At 59.5% G+C, this 22785-nt stretch carries 17 protein-coding genes and 6 pseudogenes; 15 read left to right on the top strand and 8 right to left on the bottom strand.

All coding sequences use genetic code 11. From position 1 onward, the window contains the following. Positions 1-115 precede the first annotated feature (115 nt). A complete protein-coding gene (locus OKW44_RS28295) occupies positions 116-445 on the bottom strand; it encodes a LysR family transcriptional regulator (protein WP_026225459.1) in 330 nt (109 codons plus the stop codon). A gap of 249 nt (positions 446-694) precedes the next feature. Beyond that, entirely contained in the window at positions 695-1588 is an 894-nt protein-coding gene (locus OKW44_RS28290) for an NAD-dependent epimerase/dehydratase family protein (protein WP_018418430.1), read from the bottom strand. Between the two features lie 208 nt (positions 1589-1796). On the opposite strand from OKW44_RS28290, the gene OKW44_RS28285 reads away from it, so the two are divergent. The 5 genes and pseudogenes from OKW44_RS28285 to OKW44_RS28265 all read left to right on the top strand — a co-directional run bounded on the left by OKW44_RS28285 (position 1797) and on the right by OKW44_RS28265 (position 6002). Continuing rightward, a complete protein-coding gene (locus OKW44_RS28285; protein ID WP_018418429.1) occupies positions 1797-2798 on the top strand; it encodes an ABC transporter permease in 1002 nt (333 codons plus the stop codon). A gap of 46 nt (positions 2799-2844) precedes the next feature. After that, a complete protein-coding gene (locus OKW44_RS28280; protein WP_018418428.1) occupies positions 2845-3780 on the top strand; it encodes a sugar-binding protein in 936 nt (311 codons plus the stop codon). A 7-nt stretch (positions 3781-3787) separates the two neighbouring features. Next, positions 3788-4262 (top strand): annotated as a pseudogene (locus OKW44_RS28275) (ATP-binding cassette domain-containing protein); the annotation flags it as partial. Beyond that, a complete protein-coding gene (locus tag OKW44_RS28270; protein WP_429412503.1) occupies positions 4257-5312 on the top strand; it encodes a sugar ABC transporter ATP-binding protein in 1056 nt (351 codons plus the stop codon). The pseudogene OKW44_RS28275 and the gene OKW44_RS28270, both read left to right, overlap by 6 nt. 33 nt (positions 5313-5345) lie before the next feature. Further along, positions 5346-6002, top strand: coding sequence for an aspartate/glutamate racemase family protein (locus OKW44_RS28265; RefSeq protein WP_018418426.1), 657 nt, complete (start codon positions 5346-5348; stop codon positions 6000-6002). On the opposite strand, the gene OKW44_RS28260 is transcribed toward OKW44_RS28265, so the two are convergent. Next, entirely contained in the window at positions 5977-6756 is a 780-nt protein-coding gene (locus OKW44_RS28260) for a Crp/Fnr family transcriptional regulator (protein ID WP_018418425.1), read from the bottom strand. The genes OKW44_RS28265 and OKW44_RS28260 overlap by 26 nt on opposite strands. A gap of 471 nt (positions 6757-7227) precedes the next feature. Between OKW44_RS28260 and OKW44_RS28255 the strand changes: the two genes are divergently transcribed. Beyond that, a complete protein-coding gene (locus OKW44_RS28255) occupies positions 7228-7806 on the top strand; it encodes a hypothetical protein (protein WP_018418424.1) in 579 nt (192 codons plus the stop codon). A gap of 197 nt (positions 7807-8003) precedes the next feature. Here the strand turns inward: OKW44_RS28255 and OKW44_RS28250 are convergent, their stop codons facing one another. Together OKW44_RS28250 and OKW44_RS28245 are read right to left on the bottom strand one after the other, a co-directional pair. Further along, positions 8004-8702 carry an IS6 family transposase gene (locus tag OKW44_RS28250; protein ID WP_018418423.1) on the bottom strand — a complete coding sequence of 233 codons (699 nt, stop codon included), beginning with the start codon at positions 8700-8702 and terminating at the stop codon, positions 8004-8006. A gap of 521 nt (positions 8703-9223) precedes the next feature. Beyond that, complete coding sequence (locus tag OKW44_RS28245) at positions 9224-10240, bottom strand: IS110 family RNA-guided transposase (protein ID WP_018418421.1); 1017 nt, start codon at positions 10238-10240, stop codon at positions 9224-9226. Between the two features lie 106 nt (positions 10241-10346). On the opposite strand from OKW44_RS28245, the pseudogene OKW44_RS28240 reads away from it, so the two are divergent. From OKW44_RS28240 to OKW44_RS28205, 8 genes and pseudogenes are all read left to right on the top strand, one after another. Continuing rightward, a pseudogene (locus OKW44_RS28240) lies at positions 10347-10826 on the top strand (transposase); the annotation flags it as partial. A gap of 1095 nt (positions 10827-11921) precedes the next feature. Next, positions 11922-12890, top strand: a complete 969-nt coding sequence (locus OKW44_RS28235) for a helix-turn-helix domain-containing protein (protein WP_018418419.1) — start codon at positions 11922-11924, stop codon at positions 12888-12890. A 155-nt stretch (positions 12891-13045) separates the two neighbouring features. Next, positions 13046-14629, top strand: coding sequence for a GMC family oxidoreductase (locus OKW44_RS28230; RefSeq protein ID WP_018418418.1), 1584 nt, complete (start codon positions 13046-13048; stop codon positions 14627-14629). Positions 14630-14650: 21 nt separating this feature from the next. After that, on the top strand, positions 14651-16150 hold the full coding sequence (locus OKW44_RS28225) for an aldehyde dehydrogenase family protein (protein WP_018418417.1): 1500 nt from the start codon (positions 14651-14653) through the stop codon (positions 16148-16150). A 492-nt stretch (positions 16151-16642) separates the two neighbouring features. Beyond that, a pseudogene (locus OKW44_RS28220) lies at positions 16643-18025 on the top strand (molybdopterin-dependent oxidoreductase); the annotation flags it as partial. Then, the gene (locus OKW44_RS28215) at positions 18022-18144 is read left to right on the top strand and encodes a hypothetical protein (protein ID WP_018418415.1); all 123 of its coding nucleotides are present in this window, start codon (positions 18022-18024) and stop codon (positions 18142-18144) included. The pseudogene OKW44_RS28220 and the gene OKW44_RS28215, both read left to right, overlap by 4 nt. Positions 18145-18196: 52 nt before the next feature. Beyond that, positions 18197-18534, top strand: a pseudogene (locus OKW44_RS28210) (transposase); the annotation flags it as partial. 3 nt (positions 18535-18537) lie between these two features. Then, positions 18538-18995, top strand: a pseudogene (locus tag OKW44_RS28205) (IS701 family transposase); the annotation flags it as partial. Here OKW44_RS28205 and OKW44_RS28200 read toward each other — a convergent pair. The 3 genes and pseudogenes from OKW44_RS28200 to OKW44_RS28190 form a co-directional block, all read right to left on the bottom strand. Next, positions 18993-19185: pseudogene (locus OKW44_RS28200) on the bottom strand (IS6 family transposase); the annotation flags it as partial. The pseudogenes OKW44_RS28205 and OKW44_RS28200 sit on opposite strands and share 3 nt — an antisense overlap. A 162-nt stretch (positions 19186-19347) precedes the next feature. Then, positions 19348-19950 carry an ANTAR domain-containing response regulator gene (locus tag OKW44_RS28195; protein WP_018418414.1) on the bottom strand — a complete coding sequence of 201 codons (603 nt, stop codon included), beginning with the start codon at positions 19948-19950 and terminating at the stop codon, positions 19348-19350. Continuing rightward, entirely contained in the window at positions 19947-21134 is a 1188-nt protein-coding gene (locus OKW44_RS28190; protein ID WP_051103735.1) for a transporter substrate-binding domain-containing protein, read from the bottom strand. Before OKW44_RS28190 ends, OKW44_RS28195 begins: the two co-directional genes overlap by 4 nt. Before the next feature lie 402 nt (positions 21135-21536). Here OKW44_RS28190 and OKW44_RS28185 point away from each other — a divergent pair, with 402 nt between their 5' ends. Continuing rightward, positions 21537-22784 carry an urea ABC transporter substrate-binding protein gene (locus OKW44_RS28185; protein WP_051103734.1) on the top strand — a complete coding sequence of 416 codons (1248 nt, stop codon included), beginning with the start codon at positions 21537-21539 and terminating at the stop codon, positions 22782-22784. Position 22785: the final 1 nt, after the last annotated feature.

The raw sequence follows: 22785 nt of genomic DNA, 5'->3' as shown, positions 1-22785 counted from the left end.
ATGCGTGTGGCACAGCATGAAGTGGCTGGTGCCCTGCAGCATCATCTGCACGCACGCGTTCGCATGGCCGGTATCGAGCCGAAACTTAAGCACTTCCCCGCCTTTTCTGAAGCACTTATCCAGCGAGGGAAAATGTCAACGAGAGGCTGTGTGTCGCAACAAACTTGACCGTACTGGCGAGCCCCTCCGCTGCCGCCCGCAACTCGTCGAGCCCCTGGTAGAGCTGCCGGCCCACCGCCTCGGCTATATCACGGAACCGCTCACCCGCAGGCGTCAGCGCAATCGGTTGCGCATTGCGATCGAGCAACGTGACACCGACCCACTCTTCCAGCATCTTGACGCACCGACGGAACGCCGGCTGCGTCATAAAACGTAGCTCAGCAGTGCGCGAGAAATTGCGCGTGGCCGCCAGCGTCAGGAAATCTTCAAACCACTTCAGTTCCATGGAGAGAAATCAACCGCTCCAGTCGAAGAAAGGCCCACGCCGATGAAGATCAGCGACATACGCAGATGAATCAACCCGGATGCGCCGTTAGAGTACGAGCGCGGCGCCAAAGGTTCGCTTACCGACGAGTGGCTAATTCCTGGCCCGGTGCGGTGCCCGGTTTCTGGCGCCACCGACGCGCCCGAATTGGCGCGCGACAACACGCAGCCGCCGCTCGCGGCACGCATGCTGCGCCCTGCGCCGAGCCCTTTACTTCGGAACCTGGTCCCTCCATCGATATTGCTGCTGCCAGCCGAGCAGACGCTTCAGCTTCTCATTGCTCAGCAAGGTCTCGAACTCACCCAACTGTTTTCTGACGGGCACTTCCGGATAAAAGCGTTGCAGCAGCTCCGCCGTCGGCAGATTCGATGAAACGTCGTCGGCCGCCACGTTCATCACTTCAAAGCCCAAGCCGTCCTTTTCGATGCCCAGTCGGCACGCAACGGCGAGATCGCGTCCATCGATGTAGCTCCACGCAATCCGTTTGCGCAGCCCCGGATCCTTGAAGTAGGCCGGGAATTTCTCGTAGTCAACGGGATCCAGCACATTGCCGATGCGGAAACAGTAGATGTCCGCATTCGTGCGCGCGTGGAACGCCTTTGCCGTCACCTCGTTGATGACCTTCGACATCGCGTAGCTATCCATCGGATCGACCGGATACACCTCGTCGAGCGGGAAATACTCAGGGTTTCGGTGACGATGCGCGAACACCACACCATACGTCGTCTCGCTCGACGCCACGATCACCTTCTTGATACCTAGCTTCGACGCAGCATCGAGCACGTTGTACGTCGCCATCACGTTGATGCGGAACACTTCGTTGTCGGTCGTGACGAGAATGCGCGGGATGGCTGCAAAGTGCACGATTGCATCGATGGGCTTCGGCTCCAGATCGGCGTCGAATTCCTTGGGCGTAGTGGTCGACGCCAACGCATTGAATACCTGGCCGGCGTCGGTCAGATCCGTAATCAGCGTGCGGGCAACGGGCTTCGCCATCGGCACCCGGTCGAGGTTGAGCACTTCATAGCCATGCTGCACCAATTCCTCGACGACCCACTTGCCGGCCAGCCCGCTGCCGCCCGTCACTATCACTCGCTTCGTCATGCGTGTTACTCCAGATGAGGGATTAGGTTTCCAGTTGCGGATACATCCTACTGCCCTTCGCCTAACGGTTTCTGTGACGCGCGTCATAGTCGGCTTCACACTCGTCCCCGTGATATCCCCTATACGTTTCTATGACTTCCGTCACAGATTTTACGCTCTCGCTAAATCTATGATTGGCTCTGAGCGAAAACGACACCGGGAGACATCCGTGACCGCCTTTCTGTCCAAACGAGAACCACAGCAAGGTAAAGTACGGCCTCTGCGCACGGTCCGTGCGTGGCTGAAAATTCGTGAACTTAACATCCTGTCCGTACTGCTTCTGGTCGGGATCCTGATCAGCATTTTTTCGCCGTATTTCCTGACCACCAACAATCTGATGGGCGTGTTCCGGTCGTTCTCGTTGATCGCCATCATGTCGATCGGGATGATGCTCGTGATCATCACGGGCGGCATCGACCTGTCGGTGGGTTCGGTGATGGGCCTTTCGTCCCTGGTTACCGCCCTGGCTTTCCAGCATGGCTTCGGCGCGTGGGCTGCGATTCTCGCCGGCCTGGGCGTGGGACTCGTCGTCGGAAGCTTCAACGGCTTTCTGATCACGCGGATTCAGTTGCCGCCGTTCATCGCCACGCTCGGGACACTGAGCATCGGACGCGGCCTGATGTACATCATCACGAAAGGCGTCCCTGTCACGCCGGAAGTGCCGGACAGCTTCACGTTCATTGGCCAGGGCTATATTGGCTTCGCTCCGTCCCCCGTGATCATCATGCTGCTTCTGACGAGCTGCTTTTCCGTGCTCATGCGCGGCACGCGTTTCGGACGGCACGTCTACGCAACGGGCGGCAACGAAATGGCGGCACGGCTGAGCGGTGTGCGAACCAATCGTGTGAAGTTTTCTGTGTATGCCCTGTCAGGGCTGATCGCCTCGATAGCAGGCGTCATTAGCTTCTCCCGCTTTGTGTCGGCCGAGCCCGCATCCGGCTTCGGTGCTGAGCTCGACGTAATCGCCGCGGCAGCGATCGGCGGAGCTAGCCTGTCGGGAGGCGCGGGCAGTGTCGAAGGCGCGATCATCGGGGCCGCGCTCGCCGGCATCATCACCAATGGCGTGGTGCTCCTCAACATCGACACCTACGCGCAACAGACCATCACTGGCTGCGTGATCCTGATCGCGGTCAGCATCGACATCTGGCGCGTTCGCGGCAAAGGCCGCTAGGCCGCTCCATTTCACCAACTACAAATCATTCATTCAAGGAGACAACATGTTGAAAAAATCGAACCTCGCACTGGCGGGCGGCATTGTGGCAATGTCGATGACGCTCGCATACGCCAAGGACGCGAGGGACATTTCCGTCGCAGTGGTTCCCAAAGTAGCTGTGCCTTTCTTCGACGACTGCAACAACGGCGCAAAGGGAGCAGCCGACAAACTGGGCGTCAAATATCAATGGGTTGTGCCGCAAAACACCCAGGGCGCGACGCAGGTGCAGATTATCGAGAATCTGATTTCAAAGCACGTCGACGGCATTGCAATTTCGGTCAACGAGCCCAAGTCGGTCGAAAGCGTGATGAAGCGCGCAGCGCAAAGCGGCATCAAGGTGCTCACGTACGACTCGGATTCGCCTAAGAGCGGGCGCACGATGTATATCGGCACCAACAATGAATCCGCCGGTGCGACGATGGCCGAAACCATGGCAAAGGCGCTTGGCGGTAACGGTGAAGTGGCGATCGTGACTGGGCAACTGGGCGCAGTGAACCTGAATGAACGAATCAGCGGCATCAAGAAAGGGCTCGCACGCTATCCGGGAATCAAGATCGTCGAGACGCAAGGCACGGATGACGACCTCGCGAAGGGCGTCTTAGTGGTCGAGACGACGTTGCGGGCGCATCCCCAGTTGAACGGCATCTTCGGCGTGAGTCAGGTGGGCGGCCCCGCCACAGCCAAAGTGCTCAACACGAAGGAGTTCGGCGCGATGAAGGGCAAGCTCGAGGTGCTCGCATTCGACGATCTTCCCGACACCCTGAAGGGTCTTCGCGATGGTGCCATTCAGGGCATCATGGTTCAGCGCCCGGTCACGATGGGTAAGCTCGCCGTCGAACACCTCGTCGCACAGATCGATGGCAAGGATGCGCAGCCGAAAGACATCGATACCGGCGTGACGGTTGTGACGAAAGACAACATCGGCAGTTACACGAAGTAGCCTTCGCATGCTGCCAGGGAGGAGGTCCATGACGCCATTTCTAGAGGTGTGCAACATTTCCAAGACGTTTCCCGGCGTCAAGGCGCTGGATCGCGTGAACCTCGAAGTCCGGCGAGGCGAGGTACTCGCGCTCGCCGGAGAAAACGGCGCGGGCAAGAGCACTCTGATGAAGATCCTGACGGGCGTGTATGCGCCCGATCCGGGCGGCAGCATCCTGATCCACGGCAAGGAGACCGCGCTGCGCGATAACAACCACGCGCGCGCGCTCGGCATCGGGATCATCTATCAGGAACTGTCCGTCGTAGAAAATCTGAGCGTCGCAGAGAATATCTTTCTTGCGAAAGAGCCGCTCGGACGGCTTGGGTTTGATCGATCGCGCCCGCATGCACAACGGTGCGCGCGAGATCCTGAAGACCATCGACCTAGACCTCGACCCCGCGACCCGCGTGAGCGAATTGAGCGTCGGGCAACAGCAGATGATCGAGATTGCAAAGGCGATTTCCGACCAGTCACAGGTCATCATCATGGATGAACCGACAGCTTCGCTTAGCCATCACGAAACGCGCACGCTGATGGAACTCATCAAGAAGCTGCGCCAGAAAGGCATTTCGATCATCTATATTTCACACCGTCTGGAAGAGGTGTTCGAACTCGCCGATCGCATCACCGTGTTGCGCGACGGGAGCACCGTGGATACGTCACCGGCTGCAAGCGTCACCCGCGAATCGCTGGTCCGCAAGATGGTCGACCGAGAACTGAGCGAGCTCTACGCTCCGCCGATATCGCATGCAACCACCGAACCTGTGCTGCAAGTCCGCAACCTCACGCTGCGCGCTACCAGGTCGGCCGACGCCCGGATCCGCGACGTCAGCTTCACCTTGCATCGCGGCGAGGTGCTGGGAATCGCCGGCCTGGTGGGCTCGGGGCGCACCGAGATCATGGAGATGATCTTCGGAATGCGCCCGTGTACTGGCCAGATCGCCGTCGACGGCAAGCCTGTCTCCATCCGCAATCCGCACGATGCAATCGAGCACGGCATCGGCTTCGTGACCGAGGACCGTAAAGCGCAAGGCCTGGTGCTCGGCATGAGCGTGCGCGAGAACTTTAGCCTCACGCACCTCGCCCGCTATTCGCCGTTCCAGTTTTTGCAGCGGGCAAAGGAAGACGAAAGTTGTCGGCAATTCGTTCGCACACTTGGCGTCAAGACGACGACCATCGAACAGAAAGTCGTGAATCTCAGCGGCGGCAATCAGCAGAAGATCGTCATTGCGAAATGGGTGGCGCTCAATCCGAAAGTCCTGATCGTCGACGAACCCACACGCGGGATCGATATCGGCGCGAAGGCGGAAGTGCATGCGCTGCTGACACGGCTGGCCGCAAGGGGCATCGGCATCATTGTGATCTCGTCGGATCTGCTCGAAGTCCTGGCGGTCAGCGACCGGATCCTCGTGGTGCGCGAGGGACGCCTAAACGGCGAACTGAGTCGCGAAGAAGCAACCGCGGAGCGCGTGATCGCGGCCGCTACTGCTTGAACAACACCTTACCCGCAACGGAGTCTCAACCCCATGACCACCATAGTCGTAGTTCACACCGGGCCGGTGACGGTTCAACCCATCAAGGAGCAGTTTCAGCAGTTATTGCCCGATGCACGTGTGATCAACATCGTCGATGACAGTCTGCTCAACGACGTCAGAACCGCGGGTCATCTGACGCCTGAGGTGACGAGCCGGATTTACAGCTATATGCAGAACGCGCAGTCGATGGGTGCCGACATTATTCTCAATGCCTGTTCTTCTGTCGGCGAAGCGACCGATGTGCTGCGCGGCATGATCCGCACGCCGATCGTCAAGGTCGACGAATCAATGGCCGAACAGGCAAGTGCCATAGGTCCGCGCATCGGCGTGGTGGCCACTGTATTGACCACACTTGAACCCACGGTGCGGCTCATCAGGAAGAAAGCACTCGAGCACGGCAGGCAGGCCGACGTCGTGGAGCGCATTGCAGAGGGCGCTTTCGATGCGCTGCTGGCCGGTAACGCCGCGCGGCACGACGACATCCTCCGACGCACCATCGTCGAACTGGCTGCCGAAGTCGATGTCGTGGTGCTCGCGCAGGTCTCGATGGCCCGTCTCGTACCTGCGCTTGGCGAACTGCGCGTGCCCGTGCTATCGAGTCCGCGCAGCGGCGTGGAGGCGGTCAGGCGTGCTTTGGCTCAGCATTGAGCGCATCGATGCTTCTCATCCGCAAGGGGGCCAGCGCAGACGGCTTCCCTGTGGACGTTGCATCCCACGCCGGCAAAAACTGCGCAACAAAGGCAGGCGTCAGCACGATCTTCCTCTCGTGCATGTCGGCAAGGCCCTCGGCCTTGAGGTCACTGAAGTGGCGGTTGACCGACTCTCGCGACGTGCCGATGAATTCTGCGAGCTTGTCCTGAGGAATCGACAGGTCGATCAGCACGGCGTCTTCCTTTTCGCCGTATGTGAACTGGCAACCGATCTGGCCCGCGAACATGACCAGAATGTTCGTGAGCCGCTTGCGCACGTCATGCAGCGAAAGGTTCTCGATGAGTTGCTGCGCTTCCTTCCAGCGCCGATAGTGGCTTGTCAGGACGAACTGATTGATCACGTCATATCGCAGCAGCAGCTGCTTGAAATCCGCTTTGCGGATGTAGCAGATCATGCAGGGCGCCATCGTTTGCGCGTGATGTGAGTATTTCGCTTCGTTGAGCACGTCGCCGTCGCCGAAGATCATGCCGGCTTTGATGAACGATAGCGTGATTTCCTGACCATCCTCGGTCAGCTTGTAGAGACGCACGCTCCCGGTTTTCAGCAAGTAGACGTGTTCGCTCAAATCTTGGGGCTTATAGATGACGGTGTTCTTGCGCAGATTCCGGTGATCGCTGAAGGCGGGCATGACCTCATCGAGGCAATGGCCTTCGACTAGCGACAGCAACTCGCTTTTTCCGACAAACCACATAGTTGTCTCCTGAATACTTGCATCGAAGATTCGGTAGCGGCCCTCTTTTTTCTTATGTCGTCGGGAAGCCGCGTTGGCGCCGAGTATTCTACACAAGAACCTGCGTGTTTCGCCGATATCGATGCGGACGGCGGAGCGCCTCGCCAGTTGCTAAAGGGTCGAGGCTATCAACTGATTGCGGGTTTCTCAAGGCTGCTGAATTTGTCTGAAGTCCTTTGTGGGTATGACTTTCGCCGAGCTCTGCAGGATCCGCTAGAATTCCCGATCTTTGGCGGTCGATAATGGCGCAAAGCCAGCAATGGCAACGGATTCCAACGGAATTGAGCCTCGGGCAGTTCGAACAATTTGTCTTGCCGCACCTCACGGCAGGAAGCCGGGGACCGGCATCCAAACTGACCGCGCACGCGATCTTCAACTACATCCTGAAACTGCTTTACCTGGGTTGCCAATGGAAGGGCGCTGCCGATTGCAATGGATCGGCACGGCAGGCCGGAGATCCACTACACGAGCATCTATCGGGCCTTTCGCCGCTGGCAGGCATGCGAATGTTTTGACGCTGTCTTCCTCGCGTCGGTCGTGCGGCTTAGCCACGACCAGTTGCTGGACACCAGCATCATCCATGGCGACGGTACCACGACGGCGGCGAAAAAAGGCGGCGACAACATTGGCTTCAGCGGCCACAAGCACATGAAGGGTGACAAGGTCGTTGCCTTCTGCGACCGGAATTGCAATGTGATTGCCCCGTTCGTGTCGGCACCAGGCAATCGCAACGAATCGCCACTGCTACGTGACGCGCTGCCGCGGGTGATACAGATTGCCCGTGAAGCAAACCTGGACCTGCGTGACAGCGTGGTCAGCCTGGCCGGCGTCTACGATTGTCGCGCCAACCGCAAGGCGATATTCAACCGCACGATGGTGCCCAAGATCAGTCCGAACCCGCGCGGCAGGAAACGCGCGAAGCGAGGTCGCAAGCCGCTGTTCGATCCGGCCATCTTTAAAGAACGGTTCAGGACAATCGAGCGGGTGTTCGCGTGGGAAGACACCCATTAGCGGGCCCGCGTCAAGTGAACAATCCACATCCCCGGCTGCACGAGCAGCCGTTATCCAGTTCCAGCACCCGCATGCAGCAGCCAACCGCGTCCGTTTCTTCATTTCTGGCTGCGACGGATCGCGCCAGACACCCATCTATAAGGGTTGTGTCGCAGCAAGACGGGAGGGACGAGAAAATGCGATATCCAAAGGATGCCTTATGAAACGAGCGAGTAGAACTGCTGCGCAGCGGACAGCGGGATTTTACCCCGGCATTTCATCTGCCCTTTCTTGATCATGTGCATGGTCTCAATGCCACTGAGAATAACGCGAGCGCAGTCAAAGTCCTTGAACCCCTGCATCGGCCGAGTGATGCGTTTGATGGCCCGATGGGCCTGTTCGACCACGTTGTTCCAATACTTGACTTGACGAATCTTGATGGGCGTCTCGCGCTCGGCATTCACCGCATGAAGCGCTGCCAGATTGGAACCGCTCTTGTCGATGGTCACTGTCTCGGGCGAGCCGTTCTGACCGATTGGCTTTTCAAAAAACCGCCGGGCAGCAGCCTTGTCCCACTTGGCTCTAAACAGAAAGTTGATGGTGTTGCCCGCCTTGTCCACGGCGCGATAAAGATATTTCCACGAGCCTTTGACCTTGATATAACTTTCATCCATGCGCCAAGTCCTGCCCACCGGGCGCTTGTGCTTGCGAAATGTCTTTTCGAACAAAGGCACCAACTTGATGACCCAACGATGCACTGTTGAATGATCCACGCCAATTGCGCGCTCAGCCATCATCTCCTCAAGATTCCGAAGACTTAGCGAATAGGCCACATACCACCGCACGCACAACAACATCACGTCCAGCGGATAGTACAACCGCAGCAGCACCTTGGCAACGCCAGCAGCAAGGGCCATTCGTGGTGTTGCGGTCTTCTTCATCGTGGGCACAAGCAAAGTTTTGGCAACCTGCACTTTACCGCAGCATCGCTATTGCGACACCCATCAGCCGACCAAAGTCAAGGCACAAATTTACTCACCGCCCGATTGCAGTGGCGATGGTATTTTTATCGCCACTGCAATCGGGCGGAATTCTTTCTGTTACCTGCCATGCTGTCTGCCGATCGTAGCCGCATCCGTTTTCTCCAAACTGGTTGCGAACCGGATCGCACCAGACACCCATCGGGATCAAGCATGCCGTGATGTCACTCACGGCTGCCCTGGCGGCCATTGCCGCCCCAGAGAAACGTTGGTGCCAGACGAGGTCCAATGGGTTTCGCAGAACCGTGGCTGTTGCCTGCGCAACGCCAGTCAATGGTGGCTCATCGCCTGGGCGACCCGGTCATCCGCAAGCAGTCGGTGGGGCAAAGGAAAGGCCCAATCAAAACCATGGCTTTCCACCAGTCGCATTACTGGGCTCGTTCCCCTTGCACCACCTTTTAGCCAAAGCAGCGGGTTACCTCAAATGACTTGTGCTCCCGAAGCATGTGATAGCAGGCGCGCGCCAGTTTGTGCGCCAGCGCCTTGATCGCCACAATCCCGTTTCGCGAGCGTTTCTTGCGCTCGTAAAAGCGTCTGGCTTCCGGGCACGAGCGGATCGCGAAGTTGGCCGCCTCGACAAACGCCCACGCCAGATATTTGTTGCCGTTCTTCGTATTACCTTCGCCTTTCTTCCTGCTGTTGCTTTCACGCCGGCTGTCTACGCAGCGGCAGTACGAACTGAAATTGCCAACCTTGGTGAAACGGGAGATGGTCCCGGTTTCCAACATGATCGTGGTTGCGAGAACCGGGCCAATGCCCGGCACCGTGTTCAGCAACGCGTAATCCGGGCGCAGTTTCACCCGCTCCATGAGTCGCTTCTCGATGATCCCGATTTCCTCCTGCAAGGTTTGCATGACCGCGAGATTGGCTTGCATCGCGAGCGTCACGTCAGATGCAAAACCGAATCCATTCACCTGCATCTCATCCAGACGCTTAACCCGCTCACCTTGCATCTGCCCACCAGTATGGCGTGAGAACAGATTCTCAATCGCGAGGATCTGGGCCGTACGACACTGCACCAGTTGGATCCGCTTGCGAGAGAGGTCACGCACCGGACGTTCTTCTGCTGGATAAATGTAGCCTTCAGGCAATAGTCCAAGACGCAGCAGTTGTGCGAGATGGGCGGCATCGGTGAAGTCACCACTGTATTTCAGTCCCTCGTACTGCCTGATTGCCGCGGGGTTGGCCAGATGCACCCGGTAGCCATCGTTCATCAACTGATCCACCAGCCAGTACCAGTTATACGTCGCTTCGATGACCACGCCCACCAGATCTTCGCGGTGCGGCGCCAGCGCCGCCCGGATCTGCACCGGATCGTTCGGCAACCGTCGCTGGTAGACAACCCGGTCAGCGTCATCGCTAACGACGACCACACTGTTGTTCGAGTGCAGGTCGATTCCACTAAACTTATTCATGCTGGCCTCCTGTGCGTCACGTCGGTGTTCGCACCCTGACTGTACGCCGGCCGTTCGATTCGAACGGAGGGAGGTCGGCTATATGATTATCAAAACCGACGATGCTTATCAGAATGTCACGTGGCGAGAAGGAAGCAACGCAGCGCTGCAGTCTCGTTTCGCGGCCGTGCGGGTTCGCCCGGCGCACCGCGACTATTGGAGCAGTGAACAACGTCCGGAAGAATGGCTGCTCATCGAATGGCCCAAAAAGGAGGCCGAGCCGCTCAAATATTTCCTGAGCACGGCCCCCGCGGACGCCACCATCGAACAACTGGTCTTCGTGACCAAGATGCGCTGGCGCATCGAGCGCGACTACCAGGACCTCAAGCAGGAATTTGGCCTCGGTCATTATGAAGGCCGGGGGTGGCGCGGCTTTCACCACCACGCCACACTGAGTATCGCAGCGTACGGATTTCTGATGGCCCAGCGACTCAGCATGGGTTCAGTCGATGAAGTTAAAAAAAACCTCATTCAACGCGCGATGCCTGCCATTCCCGCGGATTACATCCCTCGCGGCAGTCCAACGCGCGCAGCGCCACGTCACTGATTCCATTACCACATTGCGTATTCTTCTCGGACTTCATCTTTCTGCAGGGCGGTGTTCCACGCTACGCGACATAACTTTCAGCGAGAACGATTTATGTGACACAGTAAGATTATCCGACTGTCCGAATTTGCGCGGCCACCTCTGAACGTTTCATTATGTTCACAAGGCAGCTTGTGATCCAAGTAGGAAAAGTCATCTGCGCTGACAGAAGTTGTCGTGCCTGAAAGGGTGTCGCAGATGGAGACACGATCGTTCATACTGACACTCCAGCCGGTGTCCCAGACTGCCGGGATGCCGTGAACTGCCCGAGCGCTGCGTCGATTCGTGTCAGCAGCAATGCAAACCAGTGGCTCGTTTGGAAGCGTGCAGCCGGCGGGAGTCCTTCGACATAGCCGTGACCGCCGCAGAGCTGGACCAGTTCGCGGCTGAGCTCAACTGATTCGGCGGCGACATGCCGAACCAGTTGACGCACGAGCGATGCGGGTGCTGGCGGGTGGGCGCTTGCGGCTCAGAGAACGAAGGAAACGGCCGCATAACCCCGGGCCTCTGGAAGGCGAAAAACCGAGGGAACCTCACTTTCCTACCGTCTTGCCGCTCAACTTCGACAAGTTGAAAAAGCCGGCTCGACGCCGGGCGTCTAGGCCTGACCGTACCGCCACGCTGTGTCGGATTGGGGGCGAATATTTGGCTCTAGACGCGGAAGAGACGATTGGATTCCGCATGATCAAAGTCAATGGGTGCTTGTTCGCATTGCCGCATTAATTTCTTTCGACGAAGAATGGTAGTTCAGTTCAACCTTCGTTGTTCCGTCGCGATACCCATCCGTTGCCAATGATGCGACTCTCGGGTTCGTCACCCGAGTCGATCGCGGTTCTGAGGTCGGTAAGCGGATGCGCCGCCAAGAGCGCACTGAGAAATATTTCGTCAATTGCCCATGGAGGAGACCACCATGTCCAACCAATTGAGCGTTCGACGTCTTGTATATGACCGCACCGGTTTTCGCTCGTGTGCCAGCCGCGATTTCTTCCGAACGCTGTCCGCAGAGACGCTCAGCAGCGCCGGCTATGGTGGGGCGAGGGCAGCCGAGCGGAGCCGATGATCATGGGACTGGCAGGGAGCACCGATATTTCGATTTCGACGAAGATGGTCGGCGGTAGCGAACGAGTGGACTTTTGGCTTGAGCAAGTCAGCCAGTTGCTGATTCGCGTCGAATGCAGCAGCAAGCCGATCGAAGGAATTGACGCGACACTCGTGCACAAGGACTTCGCGCTGTTCCGAGCCTCGGAGATAGCGGCGAATCAGCACGCGGTCGTCCGTACGGCACAAAGCATCCGCGACGACGGCCGCGATTCCGTGTTCGTCTGCCTGATGAAAAAGGGCCGCGGGTTCACGTTCCAGGGCGTCGACTGCGTGATGCACGTTCCCGGAGACTTGGTCCTCTACGATACAGCAAGGCCGTACGGTCATGGATTCCCCGGCGACATGGAAATGACGGTGCTCGATGTGCCTCGCGCCGTCTTTGAACAGCATGTCGGTCCGTGGCATTACCGCGACTTGATCAAGCTCGATAACGGTGCAGGCACTGCCGGCTGGGGTGCGCAGTCGATCCATCGGCTCCTGGCCGGAATGCCGGGGGCGGACGCCCGCCCCCGTCAGCAGGTTGCAAGCCAGGTCCTAGAGTTGCTTCGTGCGCTGCTGAGAATCAATGACGGCGACCTGTCGACCACCAGGTCGACCCTGAGCAGCCTGTGGCGCGCTAAGCTGCATATCGAGCGCAATCTCACAGACGACGCGCTCGATTGCGAGTCGATCAGCCGCGCGGTTGGCCTGTCCGCGCGGCAACTGGCCCGTGCATTTGAAATCGACGGGATTTCGATCACTCGTTATATCTGGGCGCAACGTCTGGAACGCTGCAGAGCTGACCTGTTGGATCGTAACCTGCGGCATACGGCCATCAGTGAAATCGCGTTCCGTTGGGGCTTCAACGATAGCGCGCATTTCAGCCGCAGCTACAGGAGCCGCTTCGGCGAGACGCCCACCGCAACGCGCGGCATGCTCGACTGAAGTCCCGCCTACCAGATCGCGGCACCTCGAACCAACGTCCTGGTTGGTCAATAGCGAAGACTTGCACAGTCAAAAGCAAGCATCATCCGTCGCTATCCTCGTTATCCGCTGCAGCGAAATCCTTTCGCTGCAAAAAAACAGCGAGGAGATGCGGTATGGACACTTACGACTACATTGTCGTGGGAGGAGGTTCCGGCGGGTGCGCGATCACCCACCGCCTGGTTACGGCGGGCAAGAACGTGCTTCTGCTTGAAGAAGGTCCGAAGGATGACAGCCCTTATATTCACATGCCAGCCACGTTTATCCGGGTAATTGGTACCGAGCGCACTTTCATCTTCAAGAGTGAGCCTCAGCCCGGCGCGGCCGGCCGCGTGACCTACGTGCCGCAGGGACGGACGCTGGGCGGCGGCAGTTCCGTCAATGCTATGGTCTATATCCGCGGCAGTGGGCAGGACTATGAAGACTGGTCGGCGCGCGGCTGCACCGGTTGGGATTGGCAGAATGTGCTGCGCGCGTTCAAGAAGGCCGAATCCCACATGCGCCTGTCCGAGCCGTGGCACGGCACAGACGGACCGTTGAAAGTCAGCGATACGCGTTTTCGCCATCCGTTGAGCCTCGCTTTCGTGAAGGCAGCGCAGGAAGCCGGCCTGCGCTACAACGACGATTTCAATGGTGAGCAGCAGCACGGAGTCGGCTTCTATCACACGACGACGTTCGACGGTCAGCGCGGCAGCACCGCAGCGACCTATCTCGCGGGAGTACTCGGCAAGCGCAGCCTCGAGGTGCGTACCGGCAGCGCAGTCACGCGCCTGCTGTTCGACGGGAGGCGCACGATTGGGGTTGAATGGCGTACCCAGGACGGACACGTCAGGACGGCTCATGCCAGAGCCGAAGTCATCCTCGCGGCCGGTGCGCTAACCACGCCGAAGCTCCTGATGCTGTCCGGCATCGGGCCCGGCGCGGAACTGCGATCGCACGGGATCGACGTGGTGCACGATGCGCCCGAAGTCGGCCTGAACTATCAGGACCATCTGGAAGTATCGATCTATGGACGTACGCGGGAACCGATCAGCCTGCTCGGTAACGATAAAGGGCTGACTGCACTCAGGCACGGCCTGCAATGGAAGTTATTCCGTACCGGCCTTCTTACATCGAACGTGGTCGAGTCAGGCGGCTTCGTCGACACGGTCGGTGGCGGGCGGCCCGACATCCAGTTCCACGTGTTGCCAGTGCTGGTCGGCGACGTCGGCCGCGAGCCGTTGCGGGGGCATGGCATTTCGATCAATCCGTGTGTGTTGCGTCCCGCTTCGCGCGGGTCCGTACGCCTGCGTGGTGCCGATCCGGCTGAGCCGATTCTTTTCGACAGCGGCGCGTTGGCTGAACAAGCTGATGTCGACGTGCTGGTGCGCGGCGTAAAGCTTGCGCGCACTATCTTGCGCGCGCCTTCGTTGCGCAAGCTCATCAGCGAGGAGCTCGAGCCGTCGGGCGCCAGCGAAATCGGCGACGCGCAATTGCAGGACTATGTGCGCCGGCAGGCCAAGACGGTTTATCACCCGGTCGGCACGTGCCGCATGGGCGGCGATACGCGCGCCGTGGTCAATCCGCGACTGCAGGTGAACGGCGTGGACGGGTTGCGCATCTGCGACGCGTCGATCATGCCGACTATCGTCTCCGGTAACACCAATGCGCCAACGGTGATGATCGCCGAGCGTTGCGCCGAATTCATTCTCGAAGCATGACTACTCTATTGGACAGCTAATATGACTGACAACCTGATCGAAGTGCTGCCCGAAGTTCAGACGTTCCTGAATCGCGAACATGGACTCCTCATTGACGGCAAGACGGTGCCAGCGCGTGGTGGTGCACGCCTCGACGTCCACAACCCGGCGAACCGGGAAGTCATCGCCAGCGTCGCCGATGGCGATGCTGAAGACGTGGACACCGCAGTCCGCAGCGCGCACAGCGCGTTCGAATCGCGTATCTGGTCGGGTCTTCGTCCGGCTGAACGTGAACGTATCTTGCTCAGACTTGCCGATACGTTGGAAGCACACGGGGAGGAGTTGGCCCAGCTCGAAACTTTGAATCAAGGCAAGTCGATCCATCTGTCGCGCGCGATCGAGGTCGGTGCTTCTGTCGAGTACGCGCGCTACATGGCCGGTTGGGCGACGAAGATCACGGGCGAAACACTCGATGTGTCGATTCCAGTGCCGTCGGGCACGCGTTACACCGCCTATACGCGGCGTGAGCCGATCGGCGTGGTGGCCGGCATCGTGCCATGGAATTTCCCGCTGATGATCGCGGTCTGGAAGTTGATTCCCGCGCTCGCGGCAGGTTGCACGATCGTGCTCAAGCCGGCCACCGAGACGTCGTTGACGGCGTTGCGCCTTGGCGAGCTGGCATTGGCGGCGGGTGTTCCGCCGGGCGTCGTCAACGTGGTGACGGGACGCGGCTCAAGCGCCGGACAGGCGCTTGCCAGTCATCCGCTGGTCAGCAAGGTAACGTTTACCGGTTCGACCGCAGTCGGCAAGATGGTGGGGCACGCGGCCGTCGACAACATGACGCGTTTCACGCTGGAACTGGGCGGCAAGAATCCAATGATCGTGCTGGCGGACACCGACGTTGACAAGGCGATCCAGGGCGTACTGATGGGTGGCTTGCTGAACCAGGGGCAGGTATGCGCAGCCGCGTCGCGGCTCTATATTCACCGCGACCGCTTCAAGCAGATCGTCGAAGGTGTCGCTGCAGTGGCGAACAGCATGAGTATCGGGCCGGGAATGGACCCGGCCGCGCAGATTAACCCGCTCGTATCGGCACGCCAGCAGCAATCGGTGTGCCGGTTCATTGACATCGGACGGGCCGAAGGCGCGACGGTACTCGCAGGCGGCGGCGCGCCCGATTTGCCCGGCTACTTTGTGAAGCCGACTGTGCTAATCGGCGTCGATCAAGCGAGCACGGTGGTGCGCGAGGAAATATTCGGCCCAGTGCTCGTGGCGATTCCGTTCGATGATACCGACGACGCGATCCGTCTCGCGAACGACAGCCCTTATGGTCTTGCCGCGAGTCTATGGAGCAACAATCTGGGTGCAGTGATGAACCTCGTCCCGCAGATTCAGGCGGGCACTGTCTGGGTCAACAGCCATGTGCCGCTCGACCCGAACCTGCCGTTCGGCGGGCACAAGCAGTCCGGCGTCGGTCGCGAGTTTGGGCGCCACGCGGTCGAGAGTTGCACGGAAGTGAAGTCAGTCTGCATCGCGCATTGAGCAGACCAGAGACACGGTGCACAACGGCAAGTCCATTCTGACGAAGACGTTGCGCGTAATACCGCAACGTCGACACTCGTAGAGCGAAGTAATGTCGTCACTGGCCAATGCCCGCCAGGACAGGGCGTGCGCCCTTGAATTGACGACTTTGCTTCGTTACGCTGCGAAGCAAAGTTGTCAATTCGCATTAGTGCGCAGTAATTCTGTCAATTCCCCTTCGCCCGAGATCATCGCATCGGCTCCCGCGAGGTGGGCTTCTTGGTCGGTTCTCCTTGATCCTCGAGCCGCTCACTTTGCCGCGCCCACGCGACGCCGGTCGCTACGATGGGTTCAGTCGGAGGCTCAGGTGAGAGTCGACGCTTTACAGGCGCGGGCCATTCACCGCACGAGCAGCAATCGATTCGGATACTACGGGAAAGGCGTCAGAGGCGGGCGTGGCTTCATGGCGGTCTAGGAACGCGATGCGTCGTCGATTTCCATCTAGAATTTGACAAGCCGCGTGTCGTCGACATCGATTTCATCCGCGAGCATACGAACGGTTATGAGACGTTCGCGCAGTTCGCGCGCGACGCGAACTGGGACGACATCGAGCGGGTCAGCGGCTTGCCGCGAGACGCGCTGGAAGCGGCCGCCAACGAATACATGGCGGCCAAAGCGGTCATCGCGCACTACGGGATGGGGCTTACGCAGCATCGGATGGGCGTGCAGAACGTGCGCATGCTGGTCAATATGCTGCTGCTGCGAGGCAACGTCGGCAAGCCCGGCGCGGGCCCGTCGCCGATCCGTGGACATTCGAACGTGCAGGGGCAGCGCACCGTGGGCATCACCGAAAAGCCCGAACTCGCGCCGCTCGATCAGCTCGCCAAACAGTTCTCGTTCGAGCCGCCGCGCGAAAAGGGGATGAACACGATCGAAGCCTTCGAGGCGCTGCTCGAAGGCAAGGTCAAGGCGATGATCAACCTTGGCGGCAACCTCGTGCGCTCGGTGCCTGACCGCTTCCGCATCGAGCCGGCATGGTCGGCGTTGCCGCTGACCGTCAACGTCGCGACCAAGCTCAACCGTAGCCATCTGCTGCCCGGCAAACGCTCTTATGTGCTGCCGTGCCTGAGCCCCATCGAGATCGACCGGCAGGCGAGCGGCGAGCAGGCGGTGTCGATGGAAGACAGCACCGCATGCTTTCATGGCTCGCACGGGGTGGTCGAGCCGGCCGCGCCGACCATCCGCTCGGAGCCTTTCATCGTCGCGGGGATTGCCAAAGCGACGCTCGGCGAACGCTCGACCGTCGATTGGGACGCATGGCGCGACGACTATGCGCGCGTGCGCGTCGAAATGGCGAAGACCTGGCCGAAGATGTTCGACGACTTCGAGAAGCGTATGTGGACGCCGGGCGGTGTGGTGTGGCCGCTGCCTGCGCGAGAACGCACGTGGAAAACCAAAAGCGGCAAGGCCGAGTTCATGGTGCCCGAGGCGATCGGCGAAGACCCTGACATGCCCCAGCGCGAGCCGGATTCGCTCCGGCTGATGACGCTGCGCAGGGACAGCCAGTTCAACACGACCATCTATGGCCTCGACGACCGCTTCCGAGGCGTGAAAGGCTCGCGAATGGTCGTGCTGATGAATCCCGCCGACATGGTAAAGCGCGGGCTCGCGCAAGGTGACCGGATCGGCCTCGAGACCATTGCGGACGATGGCGTGGAGCGTCGTCTCGACGGATTCAGCGTGCTGCCCTTCAACGTGCCCGAAGGCTGCATAGGCAGCTATTACCCGGAATGCAATCCGTTACTGCCGCAGTGGCACTACGCGAAGGAGAGCAAGGTGCCGGGCGCGAAGTCGATTCCGGTGCGCGTCACGACCATGATCGCGACCGCTCCATGAACGGCAGCGTCGCCGCCATGGCCGAAATCGCACAGCAGCGCTCGACCGTGGAACAGATAGCGGCGTTCGTTCAACGGATCCGCTTCGCCGATCTGCCAAAAGGACCTTGGTCCGTCTAAAGCACAGCGTGCTCGATGCGCTCGGCTGTACGCCGCTCGCGCGGGTGCGCAGGCGATGGACGATGTGGTTTGGGACCACTCCACTTTCAGTAAGAACCGCGACCGACTGATGGTCCATGATGTCATGGTCAGTGTGTTCAATGAAACGGTCGAGACGGCACGCGTGCGTGGCCACCTGTCGGGTGAGATTTCAGCGTCGACGGCACGCTCATTCAGGCGTGGGCCGGGCACAAGAGCTTTGTGCCAAGGACGAAGTCGGATGACGACTCGTCCCCTGACGGCGATGCCGGCTCTCAGGAGAATTGGCATGCCGAGAAGCGCAGCAACGACACGCATGAATCCAGCACGGACAGTCAGGCCTGGCTGTTTCGCAAGAGTTGGGGCACGGGCACGCATCACTTCGTTTCGAAGTCAGAATGGTCAGATGCAGCCTTGCTCGAGCGGGTAAGGCGCTGGGTGCTGCCGCATATGAATCCTGCCAACGGACTGTTCTGGATCGTCGACGACAAGGGCTTTCCGAAGCAGGGGAAACATTCGGTGGGTGTGGCGCGGCAATACTGCGGGCAGTTAGGCAAGCAGGACAACTGTCAGGTCGCCGTGAGCTTGTCGGTTGCCACCGAGGACGCCAGTTTGCCCGTCGCATATCAACTCTATTTGCCCCGCGAATGGAGCGAAGACACGGCACGATGTCAGCGCGCTGGCGTACCCGATGAGGTAGCGTTCTCGACCAAACCGCAAATGGCGGCAGCACAGCTGCGTCAGGCGCGCGAAAGCGGCGCGCCTGACGGTTTGTGCTGGCGGACGCCGGTTACGGGAACGACAGCGTCTTTCGTGACGCCGTCAGCGAATTGATGCGCAAAAGTGGCCCCGAACTTGTCCGTCCACCGCCGGATCGATTCATGGCTGACCACCATGCCGCGCTCGAACAATAGCTCCTCAATGTCGAAGGCTGAGTTGAAAGCGGAAATACCACCGAACCGCGCGGCTGATGACTGACGCCGGAAATCGATGGCCATGGTACAGCGATTTCGTCTTCCATATCACGTCATCTTAGCTGACCAGCGCGCGAACGTGACAACGCCGATCCAAAGGCTAAGGCAAGCGGTGGACCGATCTCGGTCCGCATAGGGCTACAATCAAAATGATCGGTCAAAGTCCCGCGTTCAGCCATCATTTCTCAACACAATGCAGGCACGGCGAGTATTAGAAACTGAGGGTCTCGTATGCCTTCACGATGTCGCCAGCCACCGTCTCGATCTGTTCGCGTTTGAGCATGGCCTGTGAGCGCAGCAGCTGATACGCATCCTCCTCGGACATGCCGCGCGAGTCCATGACGATCCGCGTTGCCTGTCGGATCACCAGAACCTTTGCCTGCTTCTGCTCGAGCCGTTCGATGTATCGCTCACGTGCGCGGGATGCCTTAAATTGCGTGAGCGCAACGGCAATGGCGGTCAACAACCCGAACGAGCGGACCGGCGAGGGAATCGTTGCGAACGCATTCAAGCGCAGCACCGCTTCGATGGTGATCGGATTTTCGTAGGTCACGACCGGAATCACCGGCGGGGACGTGCTGGTTCCGAGCCACGGATAGTCGACCGAGAGCGCCTCAGGACGAATCGCCATGAGGACGAGGCCGGTGTTGCACGGCAGGCTGTCGAGGCGCGGCCAGCATACTTCCACGTCGCAGCCGATGCGCTGAAGCTGGGCGAGCAATTCTTCGCAATCCTGATCCCGCGGATGAATCACCACGACTTTTAGCGAACGCAGGTCGCGCAGGATCGCCGGCGTCTGCGCGGTCCGCTTCATCGATCCGCTCCCGTGCGTGCGAGTTCAGGATGCGCGTGCGTGGTCCACGCTGGCGTGCTGTGAGACACGACGTAAGGATCCGCCTTCACGCGTTCAGGGGCGCGCCCGATGATATCGAAGCGGCCACGCGCGTCGACCCGGCCGATCAGCGGATGCAGGTAGGTGTGGTTATTATGCTCGTCAATACGCACGCGGCCTTGCGGTGCGTCGAATTCGAGTCCGGGCAACACGCGCAGCAACAACGTCGGGTCGTCGGAGCCGACGCGGCGGATCGCATCCGCGAGCAGATGCATCTGGAAATAGGAGGCTTCCCAGCACATGTTGGTCGGCTGATCGTCGCCGAAGCGGGCCTGATAGCGGGCAACGGCGCCGAGGTTCGCGGCTGTATCCACACTCTGGAAGTACGCGGCGGAGGTGATGTGTCCTTGTGCGAGGTCGTTTCCCATTATCGCAATGTCGGCTTCACTGGTCATGTGGCTGGCGATAGGCGTGCGGTACGGGTCGAGCCCAACCTGCGCAAACGCACGGTACAGATGCGAAATGCCTTCGCCCACAACCGTGGAGAAAATAAAGTCGGGTGCGAGTTGCTTGATCCGCTTGGCGGCATCCAGATAACTCTCCCACGGCGCGTCGAGCGACAGATAGGTTTCATCCACCTTTTCGCCGCCGCGTTCGAGGATCAGATCGCTCATCACGCGATTCGACTCGTAGGGGCACACGTAGTCCGAACCGATCATGCTCACGCGTGAGCCGAACTGCGTGAGCATGAAACCGGCAAGCGGCAGGGTGTTCTGATTGGGCGCCGCGCCAGTGTAAATCACATTGCGGCTGTATTCGAAGCCTTCATAAGGCGTCGCATAGAGGAGCAGCGCATTGTGCCGCTCGACAATCGGAATGACCGCCTTGCGCGTGCTGGACATATAGCAGCCGACGATCACCCGGACCCGATGTTCGAGAATGAGTTGTTCGGCGAGCTCGGCATAACGGCGAGGTTGGCATCGCGGATCCAGACAGACGAGTTCGATCTCGCGTCCTGACACGCCGCCTGCGAGATTGATCTCCTCCACCGCAAGCGTGGTGGCTTGCAGTTGCGTGAGCTCCGCGGCTGAGGTTACACCTGAGCGTGAATACAGGACGCCAATTCTGATTGGCTCCGAGGTAAGGCCGGCATCAAGATGGGTCATTCGTCAAAACCGATGGTCGCTACGTTCGGGAAGTACGCTGTTTGTGCGTGTAGCACGCGGCTGGTGCCCACAGCACTGTCGTAGTGCGGCGCTGAGCGGGTCAGCCGCGCAAACCGCCTTATTTATGATGCCTTCCGGTTTGTCCACAATGCAACTGATCAATTCGAGTCCGCTGCACAAAAGGGATTTGCGGTAAACCTCCCCACAGGCAGTAAATCCTGGCATAGTCGTTGCTTATAGAAGCATGCTGACCCGACGTGCATAACGGGGACTTACAGCATTCATTTCGCTGTTGGAGACAAAGGCGTCTTGAACGGCACCGGCCAAAAAAGCCCGAAACCAGCTTGTCTGGTCTCGGGCTTTTTGCGTTTGCGATTTTTAATCCATGTCGGAGTGAAGCAAATGAAAAGACGTACTTTCCTGTCGGCAGTCGGCTCCGGATTGGTGAGCGCTGCAGGCACTGCGCTACCTAAGGCTGCGTTTGCCGCGGGTGCCAGCGATCCGATCAAGCTCGGCTTGCTGTTCTCGCAGTCGGGCACGATGGCCAACGGCGAGTCGCTATTAAAAGATACGGCACTGATGACGATCGATCAGGTCAACGCTAAGGGTGGCGTGCTCGGGCGCAAGCTGCAGGGCGTCGTTGTCGATCCGGCGTCGGATTGGCCCATGTATGCACAGCTCTCCAAGCAACTGATCCTGCGCGACCAATGCGCGGCGCTGTTCGGCTGCTGGACGTCGGTGTCGCGCAAGTCGGTATTGCCGGTGGTCGAGTCGCAGGACAGTCTGCTGTTTTATCCGCTTCACTTCGAAGGCGAAGAGCAGTCGAAGAACGTTGTCTATCTGAACTCGCCGCCGAGCAGCTCGGTGCTCCCGGCGGTCGATTACCTGATGAGCGAGCAGGGCGGCGGTGCCAAGCGCTTCTACATGATCGGCAGCGACTACGTGTGGCCGCGCACGATCAACAAGATGCTCAAGGGCTATCTGAAGACGAAGAACATTCCGGATTCGGCATGGCGCGAACATTACGTTCCATTCGGGCAGTCCAATTTCCAGACCATCGTGCGCGATATCAAGGACTTCGCCGCGCAACCGGGCGGCCAGGCCATCGTTGTGATGACCGTGGTGGGCGATTCGATTCCGGCGATGTTCAAGGAAGCGATCAATCAGGGCGTGCGCGCGACCGATATTCCGATCCTCGGCCTGGACGTGGTGGACAGCGATCTGGAAGGTCTCGATACGAAGCCGCTGGTTGGCCACCTCAGTTGCTGGTGCTACTTCCAGAACGTCGATACGCCGCAGAACCGCCAGTTCAAGAGCGACTGGAAGAACTATGTCGGCGCGCACGACCTGAAGCATCGACCGGACATGGTGATCGACCCGATGGTGTCGACCTACCTCGGCATCAATCTGTGGGCGCAGGCCGTCACGAAAGCGCACTCCACCAGCACGGATGCGGTGCGCAAAGCGCTCGCGGGCCAGTCGATGGTCGATCCGGCGGGTTACACGGTGAAGATGGATGCATCCACGCAGTATCTGTGGCGTGGCGACATGATCGGCTCGATCAACGCCAAACAGGGCTTCGACATTTTGTGGAAGTCGAAAGACATCGAGAAGCCGGTGCCGTTCAGCCCGTTCATCGGCAAGGCTTGAC

This window comes from Paraburkholderia lebeckiae (assembly GCF_050436325.1).
In the GTDB taxonomy this organism is placed as follows: Bacteria; Pseudomonadota; Gammaproteobacteria; order Burkholderiales; family Burkholderiaceae; genus Paraburkholderia; species Paraburkholderia tuberum.
The sequence above is the reverse complement of the archived record's forward strand: the minus strand, read 5'-3'. Positions and strand labels throughout refer to the sequence as shown.

Coding starts and splice junctions, on each gene's coding strand:
- OKW44_RS28295 (WP_026225459.1), bottom strand. CDS start 445: ATGGAACTGAAGTGGTTTGAAGATTTCCTGACGCTGGCGGCCACGCGC.
- OKW44_RS28290 (WP_018418430.1), bottom strand. CDS start 1,588: ATGACGAAGCGAGTGATAGTGACGGGCGGCAGCGGGCTGGCCGGCAAG.
- OKW44_RS28280 (WP_018418428.1), top strand. CDS start 2,845: ATGTTGAAAAAATCGAACCTCGCACTGGCGGGCGGCATTGTGGCAATG.
- OKW44_RS28270 (WP_429412503.1), top strand. CDS start 4,257: ATGATCGAGATTGCAAAGGCGATTTCCGACCAGTCACAGGTCATCATC.
- OKW44_RS28265 (WP_018418426.1), top strand. CDS start 5,346: ATGACCACCATAGTCGTAGTTCACACCGGGCCGGTGACGGTTCAACCC.
- OKW44_RS28260 (WP_018418425.1), bottom strand. CDS start 6,756: ATGTGGTTTGTCGGAAAAAGCGAGTTGCTGTCGCTAGTCGAAGGCCAT.
- OKW44_RS28255 (WP_018418424.1), top strand. CDS start 7,228: ATGGATCGGCACGGCAGGCCGGAGATCCACTACACGAGCATCTATCGG.
- OKW44_RS28250 (WP_018418423.1), bottom strand. CDS start 8,702: ATGGCCCTTGCTGCTGGCGTTGCCAAGGTGCTGCTGCGGTTGTACTAT.
- OKW44_RS28245 (WP_018418421.1), bottom strand. CDS start 10,240: ATGAATAAGTTTAGTGGAATCGACCTGCACTCGAACAACAGTGTGGTC.
- OKW44_RS28235 (WP_018418419.1), top strand. CDS start 11,922: ATGATCATGGGACTGGCAGGGAGCACCGATATTTCGATTTCGACGAAG.
- OKW44_RS28230 (WP_018418418.1), top strand. CDS start 13,046: ATGGACACTTACGACTACATTGTCGTGGGAGGAGGTTCCGGCGGGTGC.
- OKW44_RS28225 (WP_018418417.1), top strand. CDS start 14,651: ATGACTGACAACCTGATCGAAGTGCTGCCCGAAGTTCAGACGTTCCTG.
- OKW44_RS28215 (WP_018418415.1), top strand. CDS start 18,022: ATGAACGGCAGCGTCGCCGCCATGGCCGAAATCGCACAGCAGCGCTCG.
- OKW44_RS28195 (WP_018418414.1), bottom strand. CDS start 19,950: ATGAAGCGGACCGCGCAGACGCCGGCGATCCTGCGCGACCTGCGTTCG.
- OKW44_RS28190 (WP_051103735.1), bottom strand. CDS start 21,134: ATGACCCATCTTGATGCCGGCCTTACCTCGGAGCCAATCAGAATTGGC.
- OKW44_RS28185 (WP_051103734.1), top strand. CDS start 21,537: ATGAAAAGACGTACTTTCCTGTCGGCAGTCGGCTCCGGATTGGTGAGC.